The organism is Streptosporangium sp. NPDC051023, assembly GCF_040689595.1.
Taxonomy (GTDB): Bacteria; Actinomycetota; Actinomycetes; order Streptosporangiales; family Streptosporangiaceae; genus Streptosporangium.
Map to the genome: position 1 here is coordinate 47741 of NZ_JBFBCE010000047.1, position 22509 is coordinate 70249.

Below are 22509 nucleotides of genomic sequence, written 5' to 3' on the forward strand. Positions count from 1 at the left end.
ACGCCGATCATGAAAAAAGTATAGCTCCGTTAACTTTTTGCCGGAAGCGGTGCGGAAGGAGCGGGTGCTCGCATCACCGCGAGCATCTGAGCTCTCAGATGCTCGCGGACGACCGCGGTCTCTCCCCCGAGGCGGGCGGCGACCACCGGGGTGACCATTCCGATGACAGACGTGACCGCGATCTGGGCGCCCAGGGCGGACAGATCAGGCCGCACCTCGACGAGCAGGGCGCCCCACTCTTCGCGCAAAGTCCGCATCTGGTGATGGAGACGCCGCCGATCCTCCTCGGGCAGTCTCGACAGTTCCCCCTGCAGGATCAGCATCAACTCCTGGTTCTCCAGAGCGAAGGCCGAGAACCAGTCCACCAGCATGGCCAGCCGCTCCCACGGCTCCCGCTCCCGGGCCTCCAGCACGACACGGCTGCCTTCTTGCAATCGTTCCATCGACAACTCGATCAGAGCGAGGAGAATGCCCTGCTTGCCCGCGAAGTGCCGATAGACCGCAGGCCCACTCACACCGGCAGCGGCGCCGATGTCGTCGATCCCGGTGAGGTCATAGCCGCGCTCGACGAACAGGCGGGCGGCCTGCAGCAGAATGACCCGCTTGCGCGCCCCGTGCTTTCGTCCCTTGGCGATGAGGTCCTCCAGCTCAGCCATCACCGGCCCGTTGGATCCTGCCATCATCCGCTCCATTCCAGACGTTAACGACGCTCAACGTATCGTCATCTGCCATGTCCTCATGGGGGAGGTTGTCCCGAGTTCCCGTTTGGGCTTCCGACGGAACCGGCGCTCGGGACCTGCGTACGGTCTTTCGTCAACTGGCGACGAAGGTCCACTTCACGCTCCTTGATCAGGCGCATGGAGAGCCGTGATCTGACCATGGGTTGGGGGGCGTTGATGACAGGGGAGTGGTTGGCAGGGCCGGGTTCAGGGGGTGGGGTGGGGGTTGGTGAGCAGGGCGCGGATTTCGGCTTCCTTGTAGCGGCGGTGGCCACCGATGGTGCGCACCGAGGTGAGCTTTCCGGCCTTGGCCCATCGGTTGACGGTTTTGGGGTCCACTCGGAACAGGGCGGCGACCTCGGCGGGGGTGAGCAGAGCCTCGAAAGCGGGTCTGTCGGTGGGGGCGGTGATCTTGATGACCTTCATGGATTCTCCTGGTGGGGTTGAGCGCTCATGGTGAAGCGGGCGGCCTGGCCCGAGGTGGGGGGCGGGCCGGACTCCGGAGCTGGAGATAGGCCTCGTGCGGTTCCCGCTTCCCCGGTGTGTTCCGGGAACCGCACGAGGGGGTGCGACCCGGGCCCCTCCTCCCGGATCGCACGTTCGAGGGGTACGGCCTGCCGCAGGTGCGCGTGGTGCCGTACCGGGTGGGGTCAGGACCGAAGGAAGGTCCGGGGGATGCCCGGCAGCGGCCCGGGGGCGGGCAGAGCGGCCAGGGCGGCCTGGATCTCGGTCTGGGCGGTCAGTTTCCCCTCCAGACGTTCGGCCGAGTCCGCCCTGATCAGGAGCCTGATGCCCGCCCCGATCTCCCGTTTGTCGGGGAAGGTACGGCGGTAGGCGTTCCAGATGTCGGTCTCCGAGTTGTGGAAGATCAGCCAGCCGGGGTGCGCCTGTTGCACGGTGTCGCATCGTCGGCGTGCAACACCGGAGTCCGGGGCGGAGGTCATGCGGCCCTCCGGTAGGGGTGCTGTGGTGCGAGGGCCTGCCGCGCGGCATGCGCCAGGGAGGCAGCGCCGCCCTGTCCGGCCGGGGACGGAGCAGAGGAGGGGAGGGGCTGCCGGATGAAGATCGTCTCCTTCTCCCGCATCTGCTCCTCCAGCCCTGCGGCGGTGTCGTCCTCGACGATCACCGGTTCGGGGGTGGGCCAGGTGGCGATGGCGTAGAAGCGGCGCCGTCCCAGGCTGTAGAGGACTGCCCAAGCAGACCTGGAACGTTCCAGACATTCGGCTTCGGCGCGGGCGGGACCGTCCCACAGGCGGCGGTGGACGGTGGTGCGGGGCTGTCCGGCGCGGTGGCGGCCCGCCGTACGAGACGAACGCGACCGGATCACGAGGTCACCTGCCGGGCGATCTCCTCCTGCCGCTCCACCATGGCCCGGACCTCGGCGAAGGTGTCGGCGTCCACCGCCGGATCGGCTCCCGCGCGCATCGCCGCGATCGGGAAGGGCGTCTGGCGGATGGCCCAGAACCGCCCGGCGTCACTGATGATCAGCCGCCAACCCGGGATCGCCGGGCTCGTCGGGAGGGACCTGGCATTCTCCATGGATCGGACCTCCATCCGATCAGGGGTTCGGCTGGCGCTGACGTCCAGCCGAACCCGGCTTCTGGGGTGAGAGAGCAGAACACGCGGTTCGCCATCCGGTACGGACGGCCGGAGCCTGGGAACGGTGGCCCGGACCGGGCCGGGGCCACGAGGGATGGGCGGCCGGTCGCGCGCGGGACGAGAGCCGCCAGGCCGGGGCGGTCTGGCGGAGCGAGGGTGCGGACGGGGGGAGGGATGCCGTGTCCGTCTGGGCAGCGGCGGCCGTACCGGCGGCGTGGCCGGGACCGGCGCATCCGAGGCGGCCGGGGACACCTGCGCAACCGGGGGCGTCTGTACGGCCGACGCCTGTACTGCGGCAGGCCGCTCGGGACGGCGCTGGGCGGGCACCAGGGGGATCACATCGACCGGAGCCACCTCACCGGGCGCCTCGACCCGAGGAAGAGTGCACGTCCCGGCGCGCCGCCGTTCCCGAAGCCGGGCCGCCATCAGCGTGCCATCCGGCTGGACGTAGTCGTGATCGGCACGTCGGCCGGGGCAACCGTGCGCGTAGGGAGCGTGTCCACACAGCGCACACCCCATGGGCATCGGTACGGCATCGACAAAGCAGCGACAGGCGCCTCTGGGCGTCGTGGTCCGGTCGAGGACCGGAGCACTAGGGTTGGTCATGGTTCAGGAGTGCCTTCCTGATCAAGGGTTTGCCCGGACGTGCGGAGCGCCAGGCGAATCCGTTTTCAAGGTGGTCTGCCTGCAGTTCGGACGTTGACCGTGTCGACTCCTCCAGGCACCCAGTTCTTCTGGAGGGCAATTGTCTTGGGACTATATTGGGTCGACGTTGGTCCTCTGTCAATTGTCCCAAGACAATTTTCGACGAAAGGGGGAGGCGTGTGATGGCCGTGCACTCGCGCTATCTGGACCTTGCTGCTCAAATCCGGACACGGATCGAGGCGGGCGAGTGGAAGCCCGGAGCTAAACTCCCGCGCCTGGATGACTTCGCGGCGCAGTACGGTGCGAACAGAGACACGATCGGCCGGGCGATCGGCGTGCTGGAGTCAGAGGGGTTCGTCTGGGCGGTGCAGGGGCGGGGGATCATCGTCCGGCACGGCATGATGCGGCTGCGCAGACCACGCGGGAACCTGGTGAAGCGGAACGTCGCCACCGACGCTCCTGGCTATTCGTTCCCGTCAGCCTCCGGGCAGGAGGTTTGGAGACACCACGTTCCGCCGACCACGTCCCCAGACCCTCTGACCGACCCGCGAATCGCGAAATTGCTGGGAGTACCTGTCGGCACAGAAGTAATGCGCCGGTTCAGAGTCACCGGGCCGGAGTCGGAGCCCCCGTTCCAGATCGCCATCTCATGGATTCACCCGCGCGGCGTCGCCGACGCCCCCGAGGTCGTCACCCAGGCGGCAGGACCAGGAGACTGGCTCTACCGGCTGGAGAGAGCCGGGCACTGGCCCATCACCTGGATGGAGTTCCACAGGGCACGGATGCCGACCAAAGGCGAGGCTGCTCTGCTGGAGATCCCCATCAGCCTGCCCGTACTGGAGATCGTGCGGCAGGGCGTCTCGGGACGTGACGACCAGCCCATCGAGGTGACCGAGTACATCGTGGCCAGTGATCGCGTCGAGACCGTACACGTCCTGCACCGCGACGAATCCGCGCAAGCCCCTTGGCCCGACGACACCGAGACGGGCGTGTGAGTGGCCATGACTCTCACCATCGAGGTCGCCGCTTGCACCCACATCGGTCTCGTCCGCCGACGCAACGAGGACGCCGTTTACGCTGGCCGATTCCTGTTCGCCGTCGCCGACGGTCTCGGCGGCCATACCGCCGGTGACGTCGCCAGCACCGTCGTGATCGAAACTCTGCGGGCCCATGACCGCCAGGTCGATCCGGCGGGCCTGCCCGCTGTCCTGGGACAGGCGGTCCACTCCGCCAACCAGGCCCTGCGCCGCAGGATCGAAACCGAACCCGAACTGGCGGGCATGGGCACCACGCTGGTGGCGATGCTGTGGTCCGGGACGACGGCGGTTCTGGCGAACGTGGGTGACTCCCGTGCCTACCTGCTGCGTGATGTCGACTCCAACACCAGCGGGGCCTCGGAGATCGTCCAGATCACCGAGGACCACACCTACGGGAACCTGGTGGCCGACGCCAACAGCATGCCGAACCTTCCCGGACGCATCTCCCGTTTCCTCGACGGCCGCCCCGATGGCCGCTCTCCCGACCTCACCGTCCGGGCACTCCACCCCGGCAACCGGTTCCTGCTGTGCTCGGACGGGCTGAGCTCTGCGGTGCCCAATGAGCTCATCCGGGACGTTCTGTGTTCGTCGGGCGATCAAGAAGAAATCGCCGATCGCCTCATCACGTTGGCTATCGACCACGGGGGCCCTGACAACATCAGCGTGATCGTCATCGACGTGCGGAGCGCTCGCTGATCGCTCCGGTACGTGCCGCCTGCCAGCCCAGAAGCGAAAGCTCAGTGCAGTAGGTAACGGGTGAGGACAACGTCGCCGATCTGGCGGGTCTCGGCGAGAGTCATGCGGTTCTTGTGGGTGTGTGGGAAGGCCCCGGGGCCGACGAATCTCGGGGCTGCCGGGTCGCCGACGAAGAACGGAGCGATGACGAGCTGGATCTCGTCGACCAGGTCGGCGGTGAGAAATTGGGTGTGGATGGTGCCGCCGCCCTCGACCATGAGGCGTTCGACGCCGCGCCGGGCGAGGTCGGTCAGGACGAGGCGAAGGTCGAGGGGCTCTCCGGCGTCGACGACGGTTGCGGCGTCGGCCAGGCGATCGCGGCTCTTGTCCAGGGCGGGGGTGGCACAGTAGACGATCTTCTGGGTGTCTCCGGCGGTGAAGAACTGGGCTGTCGGATCAAGATCGCCCTGGGCGGTGAGGGTGACTTTGATAGGACTCTCGGAAAGCGCCTTTTCGACACGGGCGGCGCGACGTTCCCGCGAGCGGACGAGCAGGCGGGGGTTGTCGGCGCGAATGGTGTTGGCGCCGACGAGGATGGCGTCGACTCCGGCGCGTTCGGCGTCGACCCGGTCGAAGTCCTCGTCGTTGGAGAGGATGAGCCGTTCGTCGCTAGTGTCGTCGATGTAGCCGTCGATGCTGGTGGCGCAGGAGAGCAGGACGTAGGGGCGATCAGTCATTTTCGGCTCCAGGGGCCAGTAGTCGTCCGACGAAATGGGCGAAGGCATCCACGAGGCGTGCGTGTTCATACATACCTGTGAAGGTGTCCAGGGCGGTGAAGTCCTCCTGACACATCCAGGATCGGAGATGCGGTTCGGTACAGGCGCGCTCGTAGAAGCGGCGGGCGGTGCCGCCGCTGGTGGGCAGCGCGACGACCTTCTTTGACATGGCGAGGGCGAGATCTATTTCAATCTGGGTGCCAGGACCCCCGCCGACGACGATGACGACATCCACGTCACGGACGACGTTGCGGTGGCCAAATAGGCCTACGGCTTGGGATATGTGCGGCGGGGCGTAATGATCGGCGAGATAGGTCATGACTTCCATCCCCACGCCGACCGGGCCGTGGCTGACCTGGTACTGGCCGGACATGACGCACCGGGCGAGCGCGCAAACCGCCGCGTCGATGACCGTGCTGTCGGTGTCATGAGTACGGCTGCCGCAAATCGCGATCAGGCCGGTTGGCTGGGGATCCGCTGAGGTAGGGAGGGGAGGCGGGCATCGCGAGCCGGAAAGCGGAGGTTCGGTCGGGGCGAGGCCGAGAAGCATGCGGCCCTCGTCGGTGATCTGGAGGCCATCGGCGATGCGCGTGAGTACTTCTATGTCGGATACTCGGCCGGTGCGAGTACCGCGGACCCAGTTGGAGATGTCGGAGCGGTCGTGCTGGGTGAGGACGGCGAGACGGGTCTGTGTGCATTCCGGGAACGTGGCGGAGATAACACGGAAGATCACCCCCACATCCCTGTGTCTCAGCGCCGCGCGCACGTCGTCCCTCCGCCAGAACGCAGCAGGTACCGATCCTGGATCGAAGACTTTTCGCCTGGCCACAAGTCGCCCTTACCGCTGATCGTCCTGGAGGCTACTCGCCCGGCAGGGATATGCGAAGGCCGAGCGTTGGGAGGGGTTCGTGGAACCGTTCCACGTTTATCGCACGTGGTACACGTCACTGTCCTGAACTTTCCGAGGTCCCCACACTGACGTCGTCGCAGTGCGCGGATCGGCCGTGCACCGAGGTTTGGAAGGAGCCGCGTGAAAGTCCAGAACACCGTCAAGATCAGCGTCGAGCTGCCGGAGGCGTTCGACGAGCGCTGGAACCGCATCCCGGGTGTCACCGTCAACGGCCGTCGGGTGACCATCACTCCCGAGCAGTACTTCTTCAAGTTCACCAACCACTCGTGGCTCGTGATTCCCTGGGCGCAGGTGGAACGGGACATGCTCGGCGTGACCGAGACCGACGACAAGGCGCTGGAGCAGATCGCGCTGGAGTACATCCAGGCCCACGCCACTTCTACTCGTGACGCCGCCACGGTCCTGGCGATCGGGTACGAGGTGTACCGGTATATCTTCCGAGAGGAGCATCTAGCTGACCTGGGCATACCCCAGATCACCGCCGAACACCTGACGATGCTACGGCAGGTCGGCACCTTCATGGCTCTGAACAAGGTCGAACTCACTGGAGAGATCTCCAACATCGGCCCGGCCTGGTTCTTCAACTCCACCACCCGCGCTGTTTTCGACCTCACCGACGTCCAGGGCGACATGCTGGATGAGGTCTACCACGGCGGCTGGTTCAACGAGCCCCGGCGGCTGGAGCTCGTCCGTGCGCACACCGCCCTCGGCGGGCGTCTGGTACACGGCTGCCAGTCGGTGCCCTCGCAGACCGGTGGCGCGGTCGTTCCGTACGGCGCTCCGCTCCAGACGTTCCGCGAGGAACTCGCCAGGATGAAAGACACCTGGATCGCCGCCGTCGAGGCGTGCCGAGTCGCACCGTAGGAGGAACCGTTCATGGACATCACCGAGGTCAACGCCGTGCTGAGTCAGCTCATGGACGAGTACGGCGCATTACCGACCGCCCGTGAGGAGATCCGTGTCTGGAACCGCTCCGGCGTGGAACGTCTTCACCTCGGTGACGGGACCTCGGTGGTGTTCAAGTACGCCGAAGGCCCTTTCGCCAACGAACACATCGCGCTTGGCATCGCTCAGAACGCCGGTCTACCCGTCCCGGAACGACTCGCGATCGTCCGAACCCCCAACTTGCTTGGGATGCTGCTGGCAGACCTCGGCCCAGCCGTCCGGGATGCCACTGACAGCGAAGGGGCGGCCCTCGCCGTCGCGGTGCATCAGGTCACTGACACCGGCGGGCTTCCCACCCTCGACAGTTCGCAGTTAGCCCTGATGCCAGAACGCATGATCAACCAGTTCGGACTACTCGGTGTCGACGGCACGGCCCTGGAAGCCGCCCACGCTCTCGACAAGATCGCAGATAGTCGCATCGATGGAGCTGAGCTGGAGCCCTTCGGGTTCTGCCACTCCGAATGGCACCCTACTTCCGTCCACGTCGGTCAAGGTGGCACTCACTTGCTCGATTTCGCCCGAGCGTTCCGTGGACCGGGGCTGCTCGACCTGGCCTCCTGGTACGGCACCGTCACTACACCCGACCCGGACCTTCTGACCGGCTACATCGAGACCTACATCGCCGCAGGTGGTCCGAACGACGCAGGACGAGACCGCGGAGGCCTACCAGCAGCCCTCTGGGCGCTCGGCTGGCACCGTGTCTGGGCAGCGGACTGGTTCACCCACCAGATGACCATCGGGTGGGCCTGCGGAGTGGAGAAGACATGGACTACCGCGATCAGCCGCCACCTCACCGAGGCCGTGAAGCTGCTCAACGGATAAACGAGATTCGCGACCGTTTCGAATGGACTCGAGCCCCGGGTATAGGGCCGTCCCTCTCGATCCTGGGTGATCTTCGAGATAAACACGTCATAGAAGTCGGTTGTGGCGGCGGTCATAACCTCGCCCACCTCGTTGCCTTCCACGGTGCCTGTGGGGTCGGCATCGATCATGACTCCGCCAAGATCGAACGAGCGTGCCGAACCTACGGCATGGTCGCGAACCTGGCCTTCGTCGAAGCCGAGGCATCGGCCTACATGCGGGCGCAACCTCATGCATCCATCGACATCTGCCTGTCCATCTTCGGTGCGTTCTCTTTCAGCGCCCCAGCGCCTTTGACGGTCGGAGTGGCGCACGCTCTTCGATCAGGAGGTCTGCTCGCCATGACCTTCCGCAAGTCAGATACCACCGACATGGTTTTCATCCTTCAACGGAGATGAACATGTACTTGCTCTGCGACATCGACGGCGTCCACATTCCTTTCCCGGGCCCTCATGGTGAGATTCCCGCCGGTTTCCAGCGCCAGACTGTCACTCCGAGCGGTTACGAGAAACCTGTCGAGATCTGGCTCAACCCCGCAACCGGACGAGCCCTTCTTGACGCCATCGCCCATCTCACGCTGACCCCACTGTGGTGCTCCAGTTGGCGCGCCGATTCTGCCTACCTCATCGGGAACCGCCTCGGCCTGCCTACCTGGGGGCACCTTGACCTGCCTTACCTGCCCATCACCACCAGCCACCCGAACGGCTACCTGTGGAAGCGCGACACCGTCGCCGATTTCGTCAGCGACGGCCAGCCGCTCATCTGGATCGACGACGACTTCGCTCCCGTCGACCACACATGGGCGCGACAGCGAACAGAGGCAGGGGCGGAAACCCTGCTCATCCAGCCTGACCCATACGTAGGGCTGCGACCAGCCGACCTCGAAACGCTCACCCGTCGAAACCGAATCACCCCAGCTGTTCGGTCCTGATGATGTGTCTCATGCGCGTCGGGTTGGTATTGAGCAAAACGAAGGAACTCATACGGAACACCTGCCTACGCAGGGAGAACGCAGCCGGACGGTTCGTCTCCCAAAGGGTGATCGTGTCGGCGACACGTGAAAACTGACCCCCAGCCTGCGCGGGGAGAACGGGTACATCTGGGACAATTGAGGCACCAGCCTCGGAACACCCCTGCCTGCGCGGGGAGAACCCCATGGTGACGCTGGTGTCCCATGTGCCGACCGGAACACCCCCGCCTGCGGGGGGAGAACCCGGGCCGGGCTGCCCCTGCCTGCGGAGGTGGCGGAACACCCCCGCCTGCGCGGGGAGAACCGCCGCCGCCCCGGGTGAGGACCCGGTGGACGTGGAACACCCCCGCCTGCGCGGGGAGAACGTCTTCCCGTCCCCTGGCGGAGCCGTCACCAGCAACAGTCCCGGCCCTCTCACGAGCGCCGGAAGCTCCTCGACGATCGACTTCTGCAAGGCGTTGGGCTCGAATCCGAACAGCTCCGCGAAGCCCAGGTCGCGGAAGCGCGCTCGTCCCAATCCGGCTTCCCGGATCACGAAGGGAGCGTCGGCCACCGCCCGTTCCCAGTGGGTCCGCAGTGCCTCGTCGGAGGGTACCCAGTCCGGCCCCGGAATCCGGGGAGAGATGAACGACTCCTGGCTCACCAGCCAGTCCGCGACGATCACGATCCCGATGACGACGACCGCCGTCCAGGCGGGTAGCCGCTCCGCCAGTGCTTCGTCAGCCCCCGTGAGCTTTCGCAGTGCGGTTGCATGAGCCTGGCGCTGTTCTTCCCACACCCCCTCGCCGAGTCCGTCGCGAGCCGCATGGGGGGCGCGCAACTCCGCTCGGTCCATCGCCTGGCAGAAACGCCCGTGATGACCGCCCAGCATCTGCGCGATCTGATGCCCCACGTCTCGGCGCGCTCCGGCGTCCCGCGGATAGCCCAGATTCCGAAGGATCTCCACCAGCACCCAGTGCGTCACCTCGTGATGCCCCAGCCCCTGGACCGGGGAGTCCGCGCCATATCGAGACGGCTCGGTGATCAGAGCCTGATACAGCTCCTCCACTTTCACCTGGAACGAAGGAGACACCTTTCCCAAATCATGGAGACCGGCCCAAAAGCAGATATATCTCCTAAAACCTCTTATTTGTGTTGAGGGGATTCCTTCACTCCATATATCCCAGAGGGCGCCCGCGATGGCCGCCGTATCGATCAGGTGGCAGATCACCGGATAGGGCGCGGGAAGCCCTTTGTGTTTCCCCCACAGTCGATGATCGATGACCGTGTCCGGCGGTTCGTGATCCTCGTGCATGAATCCCTCTCGCGCTCGTCTCCGCCCGCCACCGAACCACATGCCACCGACAAAATGCGCCGACCTCCCCGGGGTGATCGACTGGGCTCGTTGCGCCGTCACAACACGGGTCATTGCTCTTGATCAGGAAGGACGAAAGCCCCTGAAAGATGTCCGTGGCCAGGTAAAAGTGTTTCTGGCGCAGCTCGTGTGATGTTGTGACGCTTCGTGATATCAGCAGGGGCTGTAAAGGGTGATCCTGCGGAGAAGGTCGAGTTTCGTGCATCCATAGCGGCTGCGTTTGAGTGTTTTGATGCGTGTCACGTTGCCTTCGACGGTGCCGGAGGAATGTGGGAGGGACAGTCCGTTGGTGACGGCGTCCAGGTCGTGGCGGAGTTCGGTGTACAGCGTGGCGGCGTTGGTCATGCCGTCGGCCTGGATCCGTTGGCGCAGGTAGAGCGGGAACTCGGTGAATGCGCGGCTGCGGGGGCCGGGGGTGAGCTGTTCGGGGGTAACCGTGTCGCGGTACCTGCGCACGGTCTTGCGGTCCAGGTCCAGGTGCTGGGAGATCGCGGTGAGGTCAGGCCGCAGGCGAGAGGGCGTGGACGGCGGCGTGCCGTTCACGGCGGCGACGAGGACGTCCCTGGAGAGACGGACCACATCTCCGTGCCGTTCGGCGACATTATCGTCACCTTACCAATCGCAGTGGAGTGACTACTCTCTGTTGCTGGCGGCTGTGTGGACAGCCCACCGACAGAAGGGATCCCCATGCGAAAGACGAGCAGACTCCTCGCCTCGGCACTGCTGGTGGCCGGCGTGCTCGCCGGCACCACCGGCGCGGCGAACGCCAATGCGACCGACCTCAACACCCAGCGCAACCTGGACCTGTGGTCCGAGCACCATCAGAGGGGCGGCTCCCTGTCGGTGCCGGTGCCGGAAGAAGAGGCGTGCGTGCCGCTGGACACGCCGTTCAATGCCCTGTCCGCCCGTAACCACTCCGGCCGGTTCGCCGCCGAGCTGTACACCAGCGCCGACTGCAGCGGAAATTTCGAGGAAACCGTGAGAAGGCACTCCAGGGCGAGCTTCCGGCACCCCGTTGAGGTGGCATCGGTCCAGTTCGTGGAGCCCTGACCGCCGGCCACCCACCCGGTAACCGGTCACGTCCTGCTCGAGATCGCCTCCCGGTGACGTCGCAGGACGACCGCACGTTCAAGCCCCCGGAAGTCACCCGGCCTTCGGGGCTTGAACGCCGGATCCATGATCGGCGGCAGCTGCTACGGTCGCGCTTATGCGAAGCGGTTATCTTGCGTGGGGCGATGCGGTGGACCTGTTCGAGCGGCGCGGGCTGCCGAAGGGGACATACAGGAACCTGTACGAGGAGGAGTACATCCTGGTGCCCGGTCCCGCCTCGCTGACCGGCGAGCTCCCCCTCGACGAGCACGAGCGGACCCCCTGGTCGGAGGGCACGCCCGACATGGCCACCGGATACGTCGTGGACGGCGACCTGACCGTCGACGGCAACATCACCGACGTGGACGACGGCGCCGCCGCGCTGATCGTTCTGGGAAACCTGCGGGCGAAGAACATCTACCTGGCGGGTGACGCGAAACTGGTCGTGTTCGGTCATGTGACGGCGGAGACCTTCGTCGGCGACATGACCGAAAAGCTGGTGATGATCCACGGCGATCTGCGCACCACCGTGTCGATCTTCTGGAACGAGTTCTGCCCCGACCTGGTCACCGGCACCCTCTACGGCAGAACCCTCGCCCCCGCCTACCTCGACCTGCCCACCGCCGACATCGGCGGCCGCGTCGACCCGGCGCTCGACGCCCCGCTCGGCAGCCTCCTGGTCCCCGAGCTGCTGATCACCGGCGCCCCCGGCCCCGACGACCTCCCCGAGATCGGCGTCCGCGGAGCCGCCCTCCGCGAACACCTCCTCACCGGCCTCCCTCTCACCGCAACCCCCTGATCCACCGGTCGTCCACCCCGTCCGCGCCACCCCGCCCACCCCGCCCGTGCCGCCCTGCCCCGCGCTGGCCGTGACAGCCCTGGCCAAGGTCGGCGCTCACGGCTCGCCGGTCGGCTCCGGGTGAACCCCTCGCCGTCGTCCTGGAGACACGTCGAACTTCAGCTGGGCGGCCCACTTGGAGTCGAACAGCCAGTAGTCGAAGTCAGGTAGACCCCGCGCCTGCGCCCGGTTCAGGTAGCGGATGTCCTCGCCGGCCTGAATGGCGTGCTCCGCACACCACAGGCCGAAGCGGGAGTAGTCCGACAGTGGAACGGACACGACCCGCACCCGGTGGACGAACTTCCCCTTGGCCGCGTGTTCGGCCATGAGGTCGAGTCAGGGCCGGTTCCACGCCAGGCCGTCGGGCTCGTCGGCGAGGAACTTGCGGATCGGCTCATGCTCGCCCGGAGAGTTGTAGCGCTCCCGCTGCTCCAGCCGGAACGCTGTGTGTTCGAACGACCTGAACAGCTCACCGAACGTGTGGCCGGAAACCAGGGGCAACGCTTCTCCCCGGCGTTTTCGTCGGCCGCCGCAGTTGTGGAAGTGTCATGGGCGGCGGGTTTCTGGTAGAAGCTCAGCGGCTCCAGAGGGATCTCAACGCCGGCTTCACCGGAAGGCACCTCCCTCAGATCTGCGAGCGCTTGAGGGTCGGTGATGCGGTAGCCGCGCACCACGAGACTGCCCCGGTTTGTTGCGTACAGCGTGGGTGAGCCGCCGTTCTGCGAGGTCGAACCGAGGAACGTAACCCGCATGCCTGACTCCCGTGGAGAAGAGTTCGAGAACATTCACCACGAGGGGACTACGACTCGACGTGGCCGCCAACCTTCCAGAAGCGATCGCTCTAGGGTGTCGTACGGCGGGTGCCGCGGTTCGCACCTTCCTGAAAGCCTTCGCCGCGGAGCCTGCCGCGGCCACATAGGCCTCATGAGAGGCGCGGCAGGCCGGACCGGCCATTACGCGTGTTGTGTTCTGCGGCATGCAGGGGTGCGGGTGAATCCCTCCGTCGGCACTCTCTACGGCATCCTGGAGAGCCTCGACGACCGACGTCTGTCGCTTACCGCTCAGCCCGTGTGCGAGAACAGGATCACGCGGAGGCCAGGGTGGTCATCGAGGTCTGGGCCGTGGTCAGTGACTTGGCCGCCATCTCCTGGAAGCGGGCCAGTTCGGGAAGCCTGTCGGCCATGGTCATCTCGGCGTGCACGAAGCACAGATTCTCCTCAGCCACCCCGAGGTTGCCGAAGTAGGTCCGCAGGTAGGGCTCCTGGAAGTCGAACGCCTCCCGGGGAGTTCCCGGGCCGTATGCGCCGCCCCGTGCGGTGACCACGACCACTCTCGTGCCACGCAGCAGGCTCTCGCCGGTCTCGTGGTCGGTGAACGCCCCGGGGAAGGTCACCCGGTCGATCCACGCCTTCAGCGCGGCGGGTATCGAGAAGTTGTACATCGGCACGCCGACCAGCACGGTGTCCGCGGCCAGCAGCTCCGTGACCAGCGGCAGGGTCAGCTCCCACTCCCGTTTCTCGTCCGCGTCCCCGACCAGCCCGGCCACCTCGCCCGGCGGGACGAGCCCCTGTCGTTCGACCCGCCTGCCGAGGACGCAGTAGGCCGGGGCCGGAAACGGCACCGGGTCCGCTGCCAGGTCCCGGTACCGGTATCCGGCCGTGCCGTACAGCTCCCGCCAGGTGTCCGCGAACAGCGCGGTCAGCCGCCTGCTGACCGAGTCGCCGGGGCGGTCGGCGCTGGAGTCCAGGTGCAGCAGGGACGTCATCGGGCAGCCTCCGCCGACTCGGGGGACAGGGACGGGAGGTCGCCGAGGCCGCTGACCGGGCGGGCAGGGCCGGGCGGGGTCCTCGGAAGGTCACGCATCGGCGCTCGCGTGTCCTCTCCACGGAGCCTCGGGTGTTCCTGCCGGGCTCGGATGTCGGTCATTCGGTTCTCTCCATGTCACATTGGTCGCGCTGTACTCGTCATAGAGATGACGAGGGGCGGCGAGCGAAGGTGACCGGTGATGGACGGGCGTGACGACGAGCTGGCGGAGCGGTTCGAGGCGCATCGGGGGCACCTGCGGGCGGTCGCCTACCGGATGCTCGGCTCGCTCGGCGAGGCGGAGGACGCCGTCCAGGAGGCCTGGCTGCGGCTCAGCCGCGTCGACGCCGGTGAGATCGAGAACCTGGCCGGATGGCTGAGGACGGTCGTCTCCCGTCTGTGCCTCGACATGCTGCGCTCGCGCGAACTACGGCGGGAGGACCCCGTCGGCCAGCAGGTGTCCGACGAGATCCCGGACGCCGGTGACGGGAGCGACCCCGAGCGGGAGGCGTTGCTGGCCGACTCGGTCGGCCGCGCGCTGCTGGTGGTGCTGGACACCCTGGTCCCCGTGGAGCGGGTCGCGTTCGTGTTGCACGACTTGTTCGCCGTGCCGTTCGACCAGATCGCCCCCATCGTGGAGCGCTCACCGGTCACCACGAAGAAGCTCGCCAGCCGGGCACGGCACAAGGTGCGGGGCATCCCCGCGCTTCCCGCCGCCGAGCTCACCCGGCACCGGCACGTCGTCGAGGCCTTCCTCGCCGCCTCACGTGGTGGCGACCTGACCGCGCTTCTCGCGGTGCTGGCTCCCGACGTGGTGCGCCGCGCCGACCCTGCCGCCCTGCCGCCGGGCGCCCTGACGGAGGCCCGCGGTGCGCGGGCGGTGGCGGAGGAGACCCTCGTCCTCGGGCGGAGGGCCCGGTTCGCGGCGGTGGCCCTTGTGAACGGAGCCGTGGGGGTTGTCGTGGCCCCGTATGGACGGTTGCTTCTCGCCCTGACCGTCATGGTCGAGGGCGACAGGATCGCGGGATATGAGGTGATCGCCGACCCCGCCCGCCTGTGCCGCCTCGACCTGGCCGTCCTCGACGCCTGACGCCTGACGCACTCGGCACTCGGTCCACGCCACCCTTGCCCATGCGGGGGCAGCGGCGGTGATGGTCTTTCGGCTGCCTGTTCGTAATTGGTTCCCTTGGCGAACCCGGAAAACATGTGGACCGAATTGTCTCCTCGCCTTTCATGTTTTTTCTATCTTTAAAGTTTCCTTTCTGTTGCAATCGAGCGGTTCCCGGGTGATTCGGCGGCGGTTATCGTAGGGAATCGATCACGCCAACGGGGCGAAATCCACCACTGATCGCGACCGAAAACTCTGGCACGACTCCCACACCGACCGAGCATCAAGCCATTTCAGCATGGGTTTGCTCGGGTGTATTCGGCGTGCGTGAAAACTGCCGGACGTCGCGGAGAGGTTAATGTCCGATGACATTGATGGGTGTGAAACGAGGTTTCTGGAAGCGGGTGCTCGCCGTCGCGCTGCCCGCCCTCATCCTGGTCGGTGTGGCGCCCGCCACGCCTGCCGCGGCCAGCGGTTCCGTAATAGTTCCGCAGGTGCACTGTGTCGGCGACGGCACCAGCGGCCACCGCGTCAAACTGATCTACGCCTACGAGTCGGGCTCCAACCGGTTCGCCGAGAAGGAGGACTTGATCCGGCAGGCCGCGTGGATCACGCAGGAGAACGTGAACGACAGCGCCCGCCGGGACGGGGCCGAGCGTTGGATCCGCTTCGAGACCACCGGCTCAACCGGTTGTGATCTGGCCATCGACTCCGTCCAGGTCCCCACAGGCTCGTCCAACGGCAACTGGACGGGGGCGTTGCAGAACCTCGGGTACACCGACACCGACCACATCTACATCGCCTACTTCGAGAAGAGCACCGGCTGTGGCGGCACGGTCGGTGACAGCCCGATCGCCAACGACGACTCCTCCGGGACCGGCAACCGCCACAACTCCTACGCCACCTGGATCACCCTGTCGCCGGGCTGCTCCACCGGGCACGAGATGACTCACGAACTCGCGCACGCTCTGGGCGGGATCCTGCCGAACGCGCCCCACTACGACGGTCCGGGCGCCCACTGCACCGACTCCAACGAGACGCTCTGCCAGGGCGGCTCGACCGTGGTCTGCTCCGACCCGCTGGCGGTCCGGCTGATGGACTGTGGCAAGGACGACTACTTCGGCGTCACCCCGGTTGGCACCTACCTGTCCACCCACTGGAACGCCGCCAACCACAGCCTCTACCTGGAGCACGGCTCCTCGGTCCCGACCATGACCACGATTCCGCCGTTGGCACCCCAGTTGTTCACCGGTGTGGACGTGCAGGGGAACGAGATCGTCTTCGTGTACGAGCCGAGCACCAAGGTCGAGGGTTCCGGCGTCACCCGTGAGGCGCAGGTGCTGCGGAACGGCACGGTCGTCGCCACGGTCCCGATTTGGCAGCACTCGGTCCGGGTGACGGGCCTGACCTCCAACACCAGCGCGACTTACACGGTCCGGGAGCGGATCACCTACGGTGGGGTCACCCGCACCTCGGCGGAGTCCGACTCGCTGATCGTCCTGACCGGGACGAGCAGCACCCCCGCGGGCGCCGTGGCGGACGGGATCACCACGATCTTCACCAACGACGTCGTCGACTCCTCCGGGCCGAACCTGGCCATGGACCTGTACTCCTTCAGCGAGGCCGAGAACGCCCCCATCGTGCAGTGGCCGCAGAACAGCGTGAAGAACCAGCAGTGGCGGCTGACCGCGGCCGGCGGCGGCGCCTACACGATCACCAGCGCGCACAGCGGGAAGTGCCTGACCCCGCTGAGCGGCAGCGGCACCGCGGGGACGGCCGTGGTCCAGGTCACCTGCAGCGGCGCCACCGCGCAGAAGTGGACGTTCCCCTCGATCTCCGGGATCACCTACCAGATCAAGGCGAGCGTCGGCACCAACCAGTGCATCCAGGCGAGCGGCGGTGGCACCGGCGGCGGCACCGCCCTGGTGCTCGGCACCTGTAACTCCTCGGCCTCCACCCAGCGCTGGACCAGCAACCGGACCGGCTGAGCCGGGCAATACCTGACAAAACTGGACAAAATCGGACGACCTCATCGCGACCGATCCGGGTGTCCGCCGATCCTGACCGCATCCTGACCGCATTCTGACCGACCCGGGCGTTCGCCGACTCTGACCGTACCGTGGCAGGTCACCCGCGCCGTCCGATCACCACCCCTGACCCCGGCGGGCTCCGGGATCCGCTCCCATCGAGCGGGACCGGCCCGCCGGGGTTTTTTCACCATCGGGCTCCGGTCCCCGAAGCGCCGCCGCGTCGGCGCTTTCCGGGTGATACACGGCTGATACATCGCTGAGCAGACCCCGATACGCGATCTCCGCGGCACGGATACACGCCTTCTCCAGAGTGTCGTGAGCACGGTGTTCCCGTCCTCTACTGGAGTTCTCCTGATGTCGAAACGATTGGTCGTCTGTGGCGTTCTGGGGTTGGCTCTGCTGGCTGGATGTGGAGAAAGCGCCACAACTTCCGCCGGAGACACCCCTGCGGACACCGGTTCCACCTCCGTGGCGGCGACCGACAAACGCCGGGAGCGGGAGAACCTGATCGCTGACTGCATGAAGCAGAAGGGGTTCACCTACGTGGCGTACGTGCGCCAGCCTCCCCAGCAGTCCGACATCCAGAAGCGCGTCACCAGCGGCGACTACGAGGCGATGAAGGAAACGCGCGCCAAGTACGGCTTCGGGGTCTTCGCCAGCTTCGTCTACGCGAAAGAGGCCGCCGAGGAGGCAAAGAAGCGTCCGGAGGAGAAGGATCCCAACGATGCCATCAAGAAGGGGCTGCCCGACAGCCAGAGGGAAATTTACGAGAAGGCCAGCACGGATTGTTTCGTCGCGGCGGTCAAGCAGGTGTACGGTCTCAAGATCAAAACCCTGCGTGACTTCTCCATGATGACGGCGGACAGCATCGAGGGGATCGACAAGGAGCTCAACGGCGATCCCAAGCTCCTGGAGCTCGCGGACGCCTTCGCCACATGCCTCACCGGCAAGCAGGAGGAGGTGACCTCGACCAAGCCGACCGACCTGAACAGTCGAGGCGGCGCTTTCTGGGCCACGCAGGTGGACAAGGTCCCGGGCAAGCGTGCCGACGGATCTCTCCCGCCCGACGTGGCCAGGCCGTACCTCACCAAGGAGATCAAGTCCGCGCTGGTCGACCTGGAGTGCGGCAAGGACTTCTACGCGGCGTACAGCCCCAAGTACGTGCAACTGGAGGACGCGGCCAGGGCCAAATTCGGATTCGTCCAGCCGTGATGCGGTCGCCTCGCCGGAAGCTGTTGATCGTCCTGGTCGGGGTGCTGGCCATCGCGGGAGCGGGCTGGGTCGTGAGTACCCGGCTGCGCTCACCGGCCGACGAGGCCGCCGCGCGCACCCCGCCCAGGCCCTCTCTGGTCACCGCCCCGGTGGAGCGGCGCAAGCTGGTCAGCGCGGTGGTGGTCGCGGGAACCCTGGAGTACGGCTCGCCGCTACCGATAACCCTCGGGGGGGTGATCGGTGGCGGTGAGACCATCCAGCGGGTCACCCGCCCTCCTCGGCCGGGCACGGTCAAGGAGGGCGGGTTGCTGCTGGAGGTGAACGGGCGGCCCGTCTTCGTCTTCACCGGCAAGGTGCCGATGCACCGCACGCTCAACCCCGGGGCCAAGGGCGACGACGTCAGGCAGCTGCAGAAGGCGCTGCGGAAACTCGGCCACCGCGCGCCGCTGACGGGCGTGTTCGACCCGTCCACCATCGCCGCGGTGACCGCGTTCTACGCGAAGAAGGGCTACGAGGCTCAGAAGCCGACGCTGGAGGTCCGGCAGCAGCTCGACACGCTGCGCAAAGCCGTACAGACCGCCAAGGAGACGTTGGTCACCGAGCAGAAGGCCCTCGACCAGGGCAACGATGTGCGGCCGCTCAAGCTCAAGGTGAGCAACGCCAGGCAGGACCTCAAGGTGGCGACGAGCGCGTTGGCGACGGCCACGTCGCAGGAGTACACCCCGGAGGACGACGCCAAGATGGAGGCCGCGGAGGCGGCGGTGCGTGCGGCGGAGGAGAGGCTGCTGGAGGCCGAGCAGGCGCTGGCCCAGGCCAGACGGGACAACGAGAGCGTCCCCGCACCCGCACCCGCACCCGCACCCTCCGCGTCCGGCACTCCGGCACCCGACACGACGCCCACCCCGAAGGTGCCGACGGACACCAGCCTGCTGGAGTTGCGGGTGCGCAACGCCCGCGCCGAGCTTGAGACGGCTCAGCGGGCGATGGACCGCCTCCAGGAGGAGGCAGGGCAGTCCCGCGAGAAGCGGCTGACCGAGCTGCGCAAGGCCGTGCGGGACGCCCGGGAGGCCCTGGTCGTCGCCGAGCAGGCGTTACGGCAGGCCAGGCAGCTTTCGCCGGTCAAGCTCAGGGTGGCCAACGCTCACCTGGACCTGGCCGCGGCCCAGGGGCTGCTGGCGGAGTTCTCCCGCACCTACGGCACCTCCGTCCCGCCGGGCGAGGTGGTCTTCCTGCCCAAGCTGCCGGTCCGCCTGCGCAAGGTCACGATCAAGGCCGGGGAGATCGCGGACAAGGCCGTCGCCACGGTGACCGGCTCCTCGTTCGTGGTCTCGGGATCGGTCGACTCCACCGAGGCGAACCTGCTGAAGGAGGGCATGAAGGCGGTCATCGAGACCGACTCCGGCAAGAGTTTCCCGGCCACCCTCACCGCGCGGGGAGACAAGGCCAAGCTCACCGTCGGCGAGGAGAAGCAGAAGAAGGAAGAGGAGGGCACGCTCAGTTCCGAACCGGTGTTGATCACTCCTGACTCGATGAAGGGGCTCAACGGGCTGTCCGGCGCCGCGGTCAAGGCGAGGGTGACCGTCGGCGCCACCAGCCAGGAGGTCCTGGTCGTCCCGGTGGCCGCGGTGATCACCGCCGCCGACGGCAGGCCGCGTGTGCAGGTGGAGGTCGCTCCCGACCAGACCAAACAGGTCGAGGTGCGTACGGGCCTGACGGCCGACGGCAACGTCGAGGTCACCGGCGACCTCAAGGAGGGTGATCGCGTGGTGGTCAACTATGCCTGAGCCGGTCATCAGCCTGGAAGGGCTGTGCAAGGAGTTCCCCACCGACCCGCCGGTGCGTGCGCTGTCGGAGGTCTTCCTGCGGGTCGAGCCAGGTGACTACCTGGCGATCGTTGGCCCGTCAGGGTCGGGCAAGTCGACCCTGCTCAACGTGCTCGGCCTGCTGGACCGGCCGACCTCGGGCAGTTACCGGCTCGACGGGATCGAGACCATCTCGATGCGCGACGGCGCCAGAACCAAGCTCCGCGGCAGCCGTATCGGCTTCGTCTTCCAGTCCTTCCACCTGCTCGCCCACCGCAGCGTGGTGGAGAACGTGCAACTGGCCGAGGTGTACGGCAAGCACCAGCGCAAAGGGCGCAGGGCCAGGGCGCTGCGGGCGTTGGAGCGGGTTGGCCTGTCCCATCGGGTGGACTTTCTCCCCGATCGCCTGTCCGGTGGTGAGCGGCAGCGTGCGGCCATCGCCAGGGCGCTGATGGGCGAGCCCGCCCTGCTGCTGTGCGACGAGCCCACCGGGAACCTGGACAGCCACAACACCGACGCCGTACTCGACCTGTTCGACGAGCTCCGCGATCAGGGGCTGACGATCGTGGTCATCACCCACGAGACAGAGGTGAGCAGCCGCGCCATGCGCCGTGTGCGGATCACCGACGGCCTCCTGGTCGAGGAGTGACGTGCATCTGCGCGACCTGCTGAACGAGGCGATGGCGGGCATGCTCGCCCGCCCGGTGCGCTCGGCGCTGACCACCCTCGGCACCGTCCTCGGCATCGCCACCCTCGTCATCACCCTGGGCGTCGCCGCCACGGCCGGCAACCAGATCGTCGGCCGTTTCGACGAGCTCACCGCAACCTCCGTCACCGTCGACGTGTTCCCGGACGATCCCCCGCTGGTCGGCTGGACCGCCGTCGACCAGGTGACCAGACTGCGCGGGGTGACCTCGGCCGCGGCCATCTCGGAGAACGAGAAGAGCGCCAACCTGAGGGTGCGCTCCAACAACCTCCTCGACCCCAGCAGGGTCACCGACCAGACGCTGACCGTGATCGCCAGCACACCCGGCCTTCCCTCCGCGCTCAAGGGCCGGATGATGCAGGGCCGCTACTTCGACGCCGGGCACCTGGCACGTGGAGACAAGGTGGTCGTGCTGGGCCAGCGGGCGGCCACGATGCTCGGCGTCACCAGGGTGGACCGGGCACCGGCCATCTTCATCGGAAACCAGGCGTACACCGTCATCGGCATTCTCGGAGAGCTCGGCCGCGAGAAGAACCTCACCAGCGCGATCATGCTGCCGCCCACGATCGGCAGGCGCTTCGGCCTGGGCGAGGTGACCAAGGTGCTGGTCAACACCAACCTCGGTGCGGCGGACCTGATCGCCAAGCAGGCACCGCTCGCGCTCAGCCCCGGAAACGAGGGCGCGCTGCAGGTGACCTCTCCGCCCAGCCCGACCAGGGCGCGCGACGGGGTGCAGAACGACGTCAACTCGCTGTTCCTGATCCTCGGCCTGGTCTCGCTGGTTGTGGGGGCCGTCGGCATCGCCAACGTCACCTTGGTGACCGTCATGGAGCGCATCACCGAGATCGGCCTGCGCCGCGCGCTCGGCGCGGCCCGCCGCCACATCGCCGCGCAGTTCCTCCTGGAGTCCACGCTGATCGGACTGACCGGCGGCGTGATCGGCGCCAGCATCGGCGTGCTGGCCATCGTCGCCGTCTCGGCCGCCCGGCAGTGGACTCCTGTCCTGGACGTACGGCTCGCCGCCGCGGCTCCCGTCGCCGGGGCCCTGGTCGGGCTGCTCGCCGGTCTCTACCCGGCATTGCGCGGCGCCCGCATGGAACCGGTCGACGCGCTGCGCTGAGGGCCCGCGGAGAGACGACCTGCTTGTTTCCCGGCACGATGACATCGCTGGAAGCCGGGTGAGCACGCACGTCGTCAACCGGCGGGTCCTGAGCGTTCTGAGTCCGGCCGCGCCGCCTCGCGGCAAGCGGCGCAGCCGCGTGTCCCGCCGACTCCCCGGACGTGGCGGTCGACCCGGCCACCATCGCCGGCATGGCGATCGCGACCGGGAGATCCACCCGCAGCTCCCCTGCCGTCCCGCGGTCGACCGCGCGGGCGGCCGCGCCCCCCGCCCCCCCGATGACCCCCGGATCCAATAACCCCACCCCACC

The 22509-nt window shown here is 67.1% G+C and carries 24 protein-coding genes and 1 pseudogene; 14 read left to right on the forward strand and 11 right to left on the reverse strand.

Going from position 1 to position 22509, the window contains the following annotated elements:
* Positions 1-29: 29 nt before the first annotated feature.
* The 5 genes from AB0395_RS28055 to AB0395_RS28075 all read right to left on the reverse strand — a co-directional run bounded on the left by AB0395_RS28055 (position 30) and on the right by AB0395_RS28075 (position 2258).
* Positions 30-680 carry a TetR/AcrR family transcriptional regulator gene (locus tag AB0395_RS28055; protein ID WP_366285895.1) on the reverse strand — a complete coding sequence of 217 codons (651 nt, stop codon included), beginning with the start codon at positions 678-680 and terminating at the stop codon, positions 30-32.
* 246 nt (positions 681-926) lie between these two features.
* Positions 927-1130, reverse strand: a complete 204-nt coding sequence (locus AB0395_RS28060) for a BldC family transcriptional regulator (protein ID WP_366285941.1) — start codon at positions 1128-1130, stop codon at positions 927-929.
* A gap of 239 nt (positions 1131-1369) precedes the next feature.
* Positions 1370-1615 (reverse strand): hypothetical protein, encoded by a 246-nt coding sequence (locus AB0395_RS28065; protein ID WP_366285896.1) that lies wholly within the window; start codon positions 1613-1615, stop codon positions 1370-1372.
* A 44-nt stretch (positions 1616-1659) separates the two neighbouring features.
* A complete protein-coding gene (locus AB0395_RS28070) occupies positions 1660-2046 on the reverse strand; it encodes a hypothetical protein (protein WP_366285899.1) in 387 nt (128 codons plus the stop codon).
* Complete coding sequence (locus AB0395_RS28075) at positions 2043-2258, reverse strand: hypothetical protein (RefSeq protein WP_366275632.1); 216 nt, start codon at positions 2256-2258, stop codon at positions 2043-2045. Before AB0395_RS28075 ends, AB0395_RS28070 begins: the two co-directional genes overlap by 4 nt.
* A gap of 887 nt (positions 2259-3145) precedes the next feature.
* On the opposite strand from AB0395_RS28075, the gene AB0395_RS28080 reads away from it, so the two are divergent.
* Positions 3146-3958, forward strand: a complete 813-nt coding sequence (locus AB0395_RS28080) for a GntR family transcriptional regulator (protein WP_366285901.1) — start codon at positions 3146-3148, stop codon at positions 3956-3958.
* Between the two features lie 6 nt (positions 3959-3964).
* Complete coding sequence (locus AB0395_RS28085; protein ID WP_366285903.1) at positions 3965-4696, forward strand: protein phosphatase 2C domain-containing protein; 732 nt, start codon at positions 3965-3967, stop codon at positions 4694-4696.
* A 41-nt stretch (positions 4697-4737) separates the two neighbouring features.
* On the opposite strand, the gene AB0395_RS28090 is transcribed toward AB0395_RS28085, so the two are convergent.
* Together AB0395_RS28090 and AB0395_RS28095 are read right to left on the reverse strand one after the other, a co-directional pair.
* Positions 4738-5412: a RibD family protein gene (locus tag AB0395_RS28090; protein ID WP_366285904.1), complete on the reverse strand. Its 675-nt coding sequence runs from the start codon at positions 5410-5412 to the stop codon at positions 4738-4740.
* Entirely contained in the window at positions 5405-6217 is an 813-nt protein-coding gene (locus AB0395_RS28095; protein WP_366285906.1) for a hypothetical protein, read from the reverse strand. Before AB0395_RS28095 ends, AB0395_RS28090 begins: the two co-directional genes overlap by 8 nt.
* Positions 6218-6481: 264 nt before the next feature.
* Here AB0395_RS28095 and AB0395_RS28100 point away from each other — a divergent pair, with 264 nt between their 5' ends.
* From AB0395_RS28100 to AB0395_RS28115, 4 genes are read left to right on the forward strand one after another with little or no spacing between them, the layout of a single operon-like run.
* Positions 6482-7225, forward strand: a complete 744-nt coding sequence (locus AB0395_RS28100) for a hypothetical protein (protein WP_366285908.1) — start codon at positions 6482-6484, stop codon at positions 7223-7225.
* A 12-nt stretch (positions 7226-7237) separates the two neighbouring features.
* On the forward strand, positions 7238-8128 hold the full coding sequence (locus AB0395_RS28105; protein WP_366285911.1) for a hypothetical protein: 891 nt from the start codon (positions 7238-7240) through the stop codon (positions 8126-8128).
* Positions 8071-8565: a class I SAM-dependent methyltransferase gene (locus AB0395_RS28110; protein WP_366285913.1), complete on the forward strand. Its 495-nt coding sequence runs from the start codon at positions 8071-8073 to the stop codon at positions 8563-8565. The genes AB0395_RS28105 and AB0395_RS28110 overlap by 58 nt, the downstream gene beginning before the upstream one ends.
* Positions 8562-9098, forward strand: a complete 537-nt coding sequence (locus tag AB0395_RS28115; RefSeq protein ID WP_366285915.1) for a hypothetical protein — start codon at positions 8562-8564, stop codon at positions 9096-9098. The genes AB0395_RS28110 and AB0395_RS28115 overlap by 4 nt, the downstream gene beginning before the upstream one ends.
* Here AB0395_RS28115 and AB0395_RS28120 read toward each other — a convergent pair.
* Together AB0395_RS28120 and AB0395_RS28125 are read right to left on the reverse strand one after the other, a co-directional pair.
* Positions 9076-10431, reverse strand: coding sequence for a CRISPR-associated endonuclease Cas3'' (locus AB0395_RS28120; protein ID WP_366285918.1), 1356 nt, complete (start codon positions 10429-10431; stop codon positions 9076-9078). The genes AB0395_RS28115 and AB0395_RS28120 overlap by 23 nt on opposite strands.
* A gap of 213 nt (positions 10432-10644) precedes the next feature.
* A complete protein-coding gene (locus AB0395_RS28125) occupies positions 10645-11070 on the reverse strand; it encodes a hypothetical protein (protein WP_366285944.1) in 426 nt (141 codons plus the stop codon).
* 108 nt (positions 11071-11178) lie between these two features.
* On the opposite strand from AB0395_RS28125, the gene AB0395_RS28130 reads away from it, so the two are divergent.
* Positions 11179-11541 (forward strand): hypothetical protein, encoded by a 363-nt coding sequence (locus AB0395_RS28130; protein WP_366285920.1) that lies wholly within the window; start codon positions 11179-11181, stop codon positions 11539-11541.
* A gap of 157 nt (positions 11542-11698) precedes the next feature.
* Positions 11699-12379 carry a hypothetical protein gene (locus tag AB0395_RS28135; protein ID WP_366285923.1) on the forward strand — a complete coding sequence of 227 codons (681 nt, stop codon included), beginning with the start codon at positions 11699-11701 and terminating at the stop codon, positions 12377-12379.
* Between the two features lie 96 nt (positions 12380-12475).
* On the opposite strand, the pseudogene AB0395_RS28140 reads toward AB0395_RS28135, so the two are convergent.
* Together AB0395_RS28140 and AB0395_RS28145 are read right to left on the reverse strand one after the other, a co-directional pair.
* Positions 12476-12919 (reverse strand): annotated as a pseudogene (locus AB0395_RS28140) (DUF6879 family protein).
* Between the two features lie 583 nt (positions 12920-13502).
* Positions 13503-14183 carry an NAD(P)H-dependent oxidoreductase gene (locus AB0395_RS28145; protein ID WP_366285925.1) on the reverse strand — a complete coding sequence of 227 codons (681 nt, stop codon included), beginning with the start codon at positions 14181-14183 and terminating at the stop codon, positions 13503-13505.
* Between the two features lie 240 nt (positions 14184-14423).
* On the opposite strand from AB0395_RS28145, the gene AB0395_RS28150 reads away from it, so the two are divergent.
* The 6 genes from AB0395_RS28150 (at position 14424) to AB0395_RS28175 (ending at position 22199) form a co-directional block, all read left to right on the forward strand.
* Entirely contained in the window at positions 14424-15311 is an 888-nt protein-coding gene (locus AB0395_RS28150) for a sigma-70 family RNA polymerase sigma factor (protein WP_366285927.1), read from the forward strand.
* A gap of 392 nt (positions 15312-15703) precedes the next feature.
* Positions 15704-17317, forward strand: coding sequence for an RICIN domain-containing protein (locus tag AB0395_RS28155; RefSeq protein ID WP_366285930.1), 1614 nt, complete (start codon positions 15704-15706; stop codon positions 17315-17317).
* Between the two features lie 510 nt (positions 17318-17827).
* Positions 17828-18571 carry a hypothetical protein gene (locus AB0395_RS28160; RefSeq protein WP_366285932.1) on the forward strand — a complete coding sequence of 248 codons (744 nt, stop codon included), beginning with the start codon at positions 17828-17830 and terminating at the stop codon, positions 18569-18571.
* Positions 18571-20355, forward strand: a complete 1785-nt coding sequence (locus AB0395_RS28165; RefSeq protein ID WP_366285934.1) for a peptidoglycan-binding protein — start codon at positions 18571-18573, stop codon at positions 20353-20355. The genes AB0395_RS28160 and AB0395_RS28165 overlap by 1 nt, the downstream gene beginning before the upstream one ends.
* Positions 20348-21022, forward strand: coding sequence for an ABC transporter ATP-binding protein (locus AB0395_RS28170; protein WP_366285936.1), 675 nt, complete (start codon positions 20348-20350; stop codon positions 21020-21022). Before AB0395_RS28165 ends, AB0395_RS28170 begins: the two co-directional genes overlap by 8 nt.
* Position 21023: 1 nt before the next feature.
* Positions 21024-22199, forward strand: coding sequence for an FtsX-like permease family protein (locus AB0395_RS28175; protein ID WP_366285938.1), 1176 nt, complete (start codon positions 21024-21026; stop codon positions 22197-22199).
* Positions 22200-22509: the final 310 nt, after the last annotated feature.

Coding starts and splice junctions, on each gene's coding strand:
- AB0395_RS28145 (WP_366285925.1), bottom strand. CDS start 14,183: ATGACGTCCCTGCTGCACCTGGACTCCAGCGCCGACCGCCCCGGCGAC.
- AB0395_RS28090 (WP_366285904.1), bottom strand. CDS start 5,412: ATGACTGATCGCCCCTACGTCCTGCTCTCCTGCGCCACCAGCATCGAC.
- AB0395_RS28170 (WP_366285936.1), top strand. CDS start 20,348: ATGCCTGAGCCGGTCATCAGCCTGGAAGGGCTGTGCAAGGAGTTCCCC.
- AB0395_RS28110 (WP_366285913.1), top strand. CDS start 8,071: ATGGACTACCGCGATCAGCCGCCACCTCACCGAGGCCGTGAAGCTGCT.
- AB0395_RS28055 (WP_366285895.1), bottom strand. CDS start 680: ATGGCAGGATCCAACGGGCCGGTGATGGCTGAGCTGGAGGACCTCATC.
- AB0395_RS28165 (WP_366285934.1), top strand. CDS start 18,571: ATGCGGTCGCCTCGCCGGAAGCTGTTGATCGTCCTGGTCGGGGTGCTG.
- AB0395_RS28150 (WP_366285927.1), top strand. CDS start 14,424: ATGGACGGGCGTGACGACGAGCTGGCGGAGCGGTTCGAGGCGCATCGG.
- AB0395_RS28075 (WP_366275632.1), bottom strand. CDS start 2,258: ATGGAGAATGCCAGGTCCCTCCCGACGAGCCCGGCGATCCCGGGTTGG.
- AB0395_RS28105 (WP_366285911.1), top strand. CDS start 7,238: ATGGACATCACCGAGGTCAACGCCGTGCTGAGTCAGCTCATGGACGAG.
- AB0395_RS28080 (WP_366285901.1), top strand. CDS start 3,146: ATGGCCGTGCACTCGCGCTATCTGGACCTTGCTGCTCAAATCCGGACA.
- AB0395_RS28130 (WP_366285920.1), top strand. CDS start 11,179: ATGCGAAAGACGAGCAGACTCCTCGCCTCGGCACTGCTGGTGGCCGGC.
- AB0395_RS28155 (WP_366285930.1), top strand. CDS start 15,704: ATGGGTGTGAAACGAGGTTTCTGGAAGCGGGTGCTCGCCGTCGCGCTG.
- AB0395_RS28085 (WP_366285903.1), top strand. CDS start 3,965: ATGACTCTCACCATCGAGGTCGCCGCTTGCACCCACATCGGTCTCGTC.
- AB0395_RS28115 (WP_366285915.1), top strand. CDS start 8,562: ATGAACATGTACTTGCTCTGCGACATCGACGGCGTCCACATTCCTTTC.
- AB0395_RS28120 (WP_366285918.1), bottom strand. CDS start 10,431: ATGCACGAGGATCACGAACCGCCGGACACGGTCATCGATCATCGACTG.
- AB0395_RS28135 (WP_366285923.1), top strand. CDS start 11,699: ATGCGAAGCGGTTATCTTGCGTGGGGCGATGCGGTGGACCTGTTCGAG.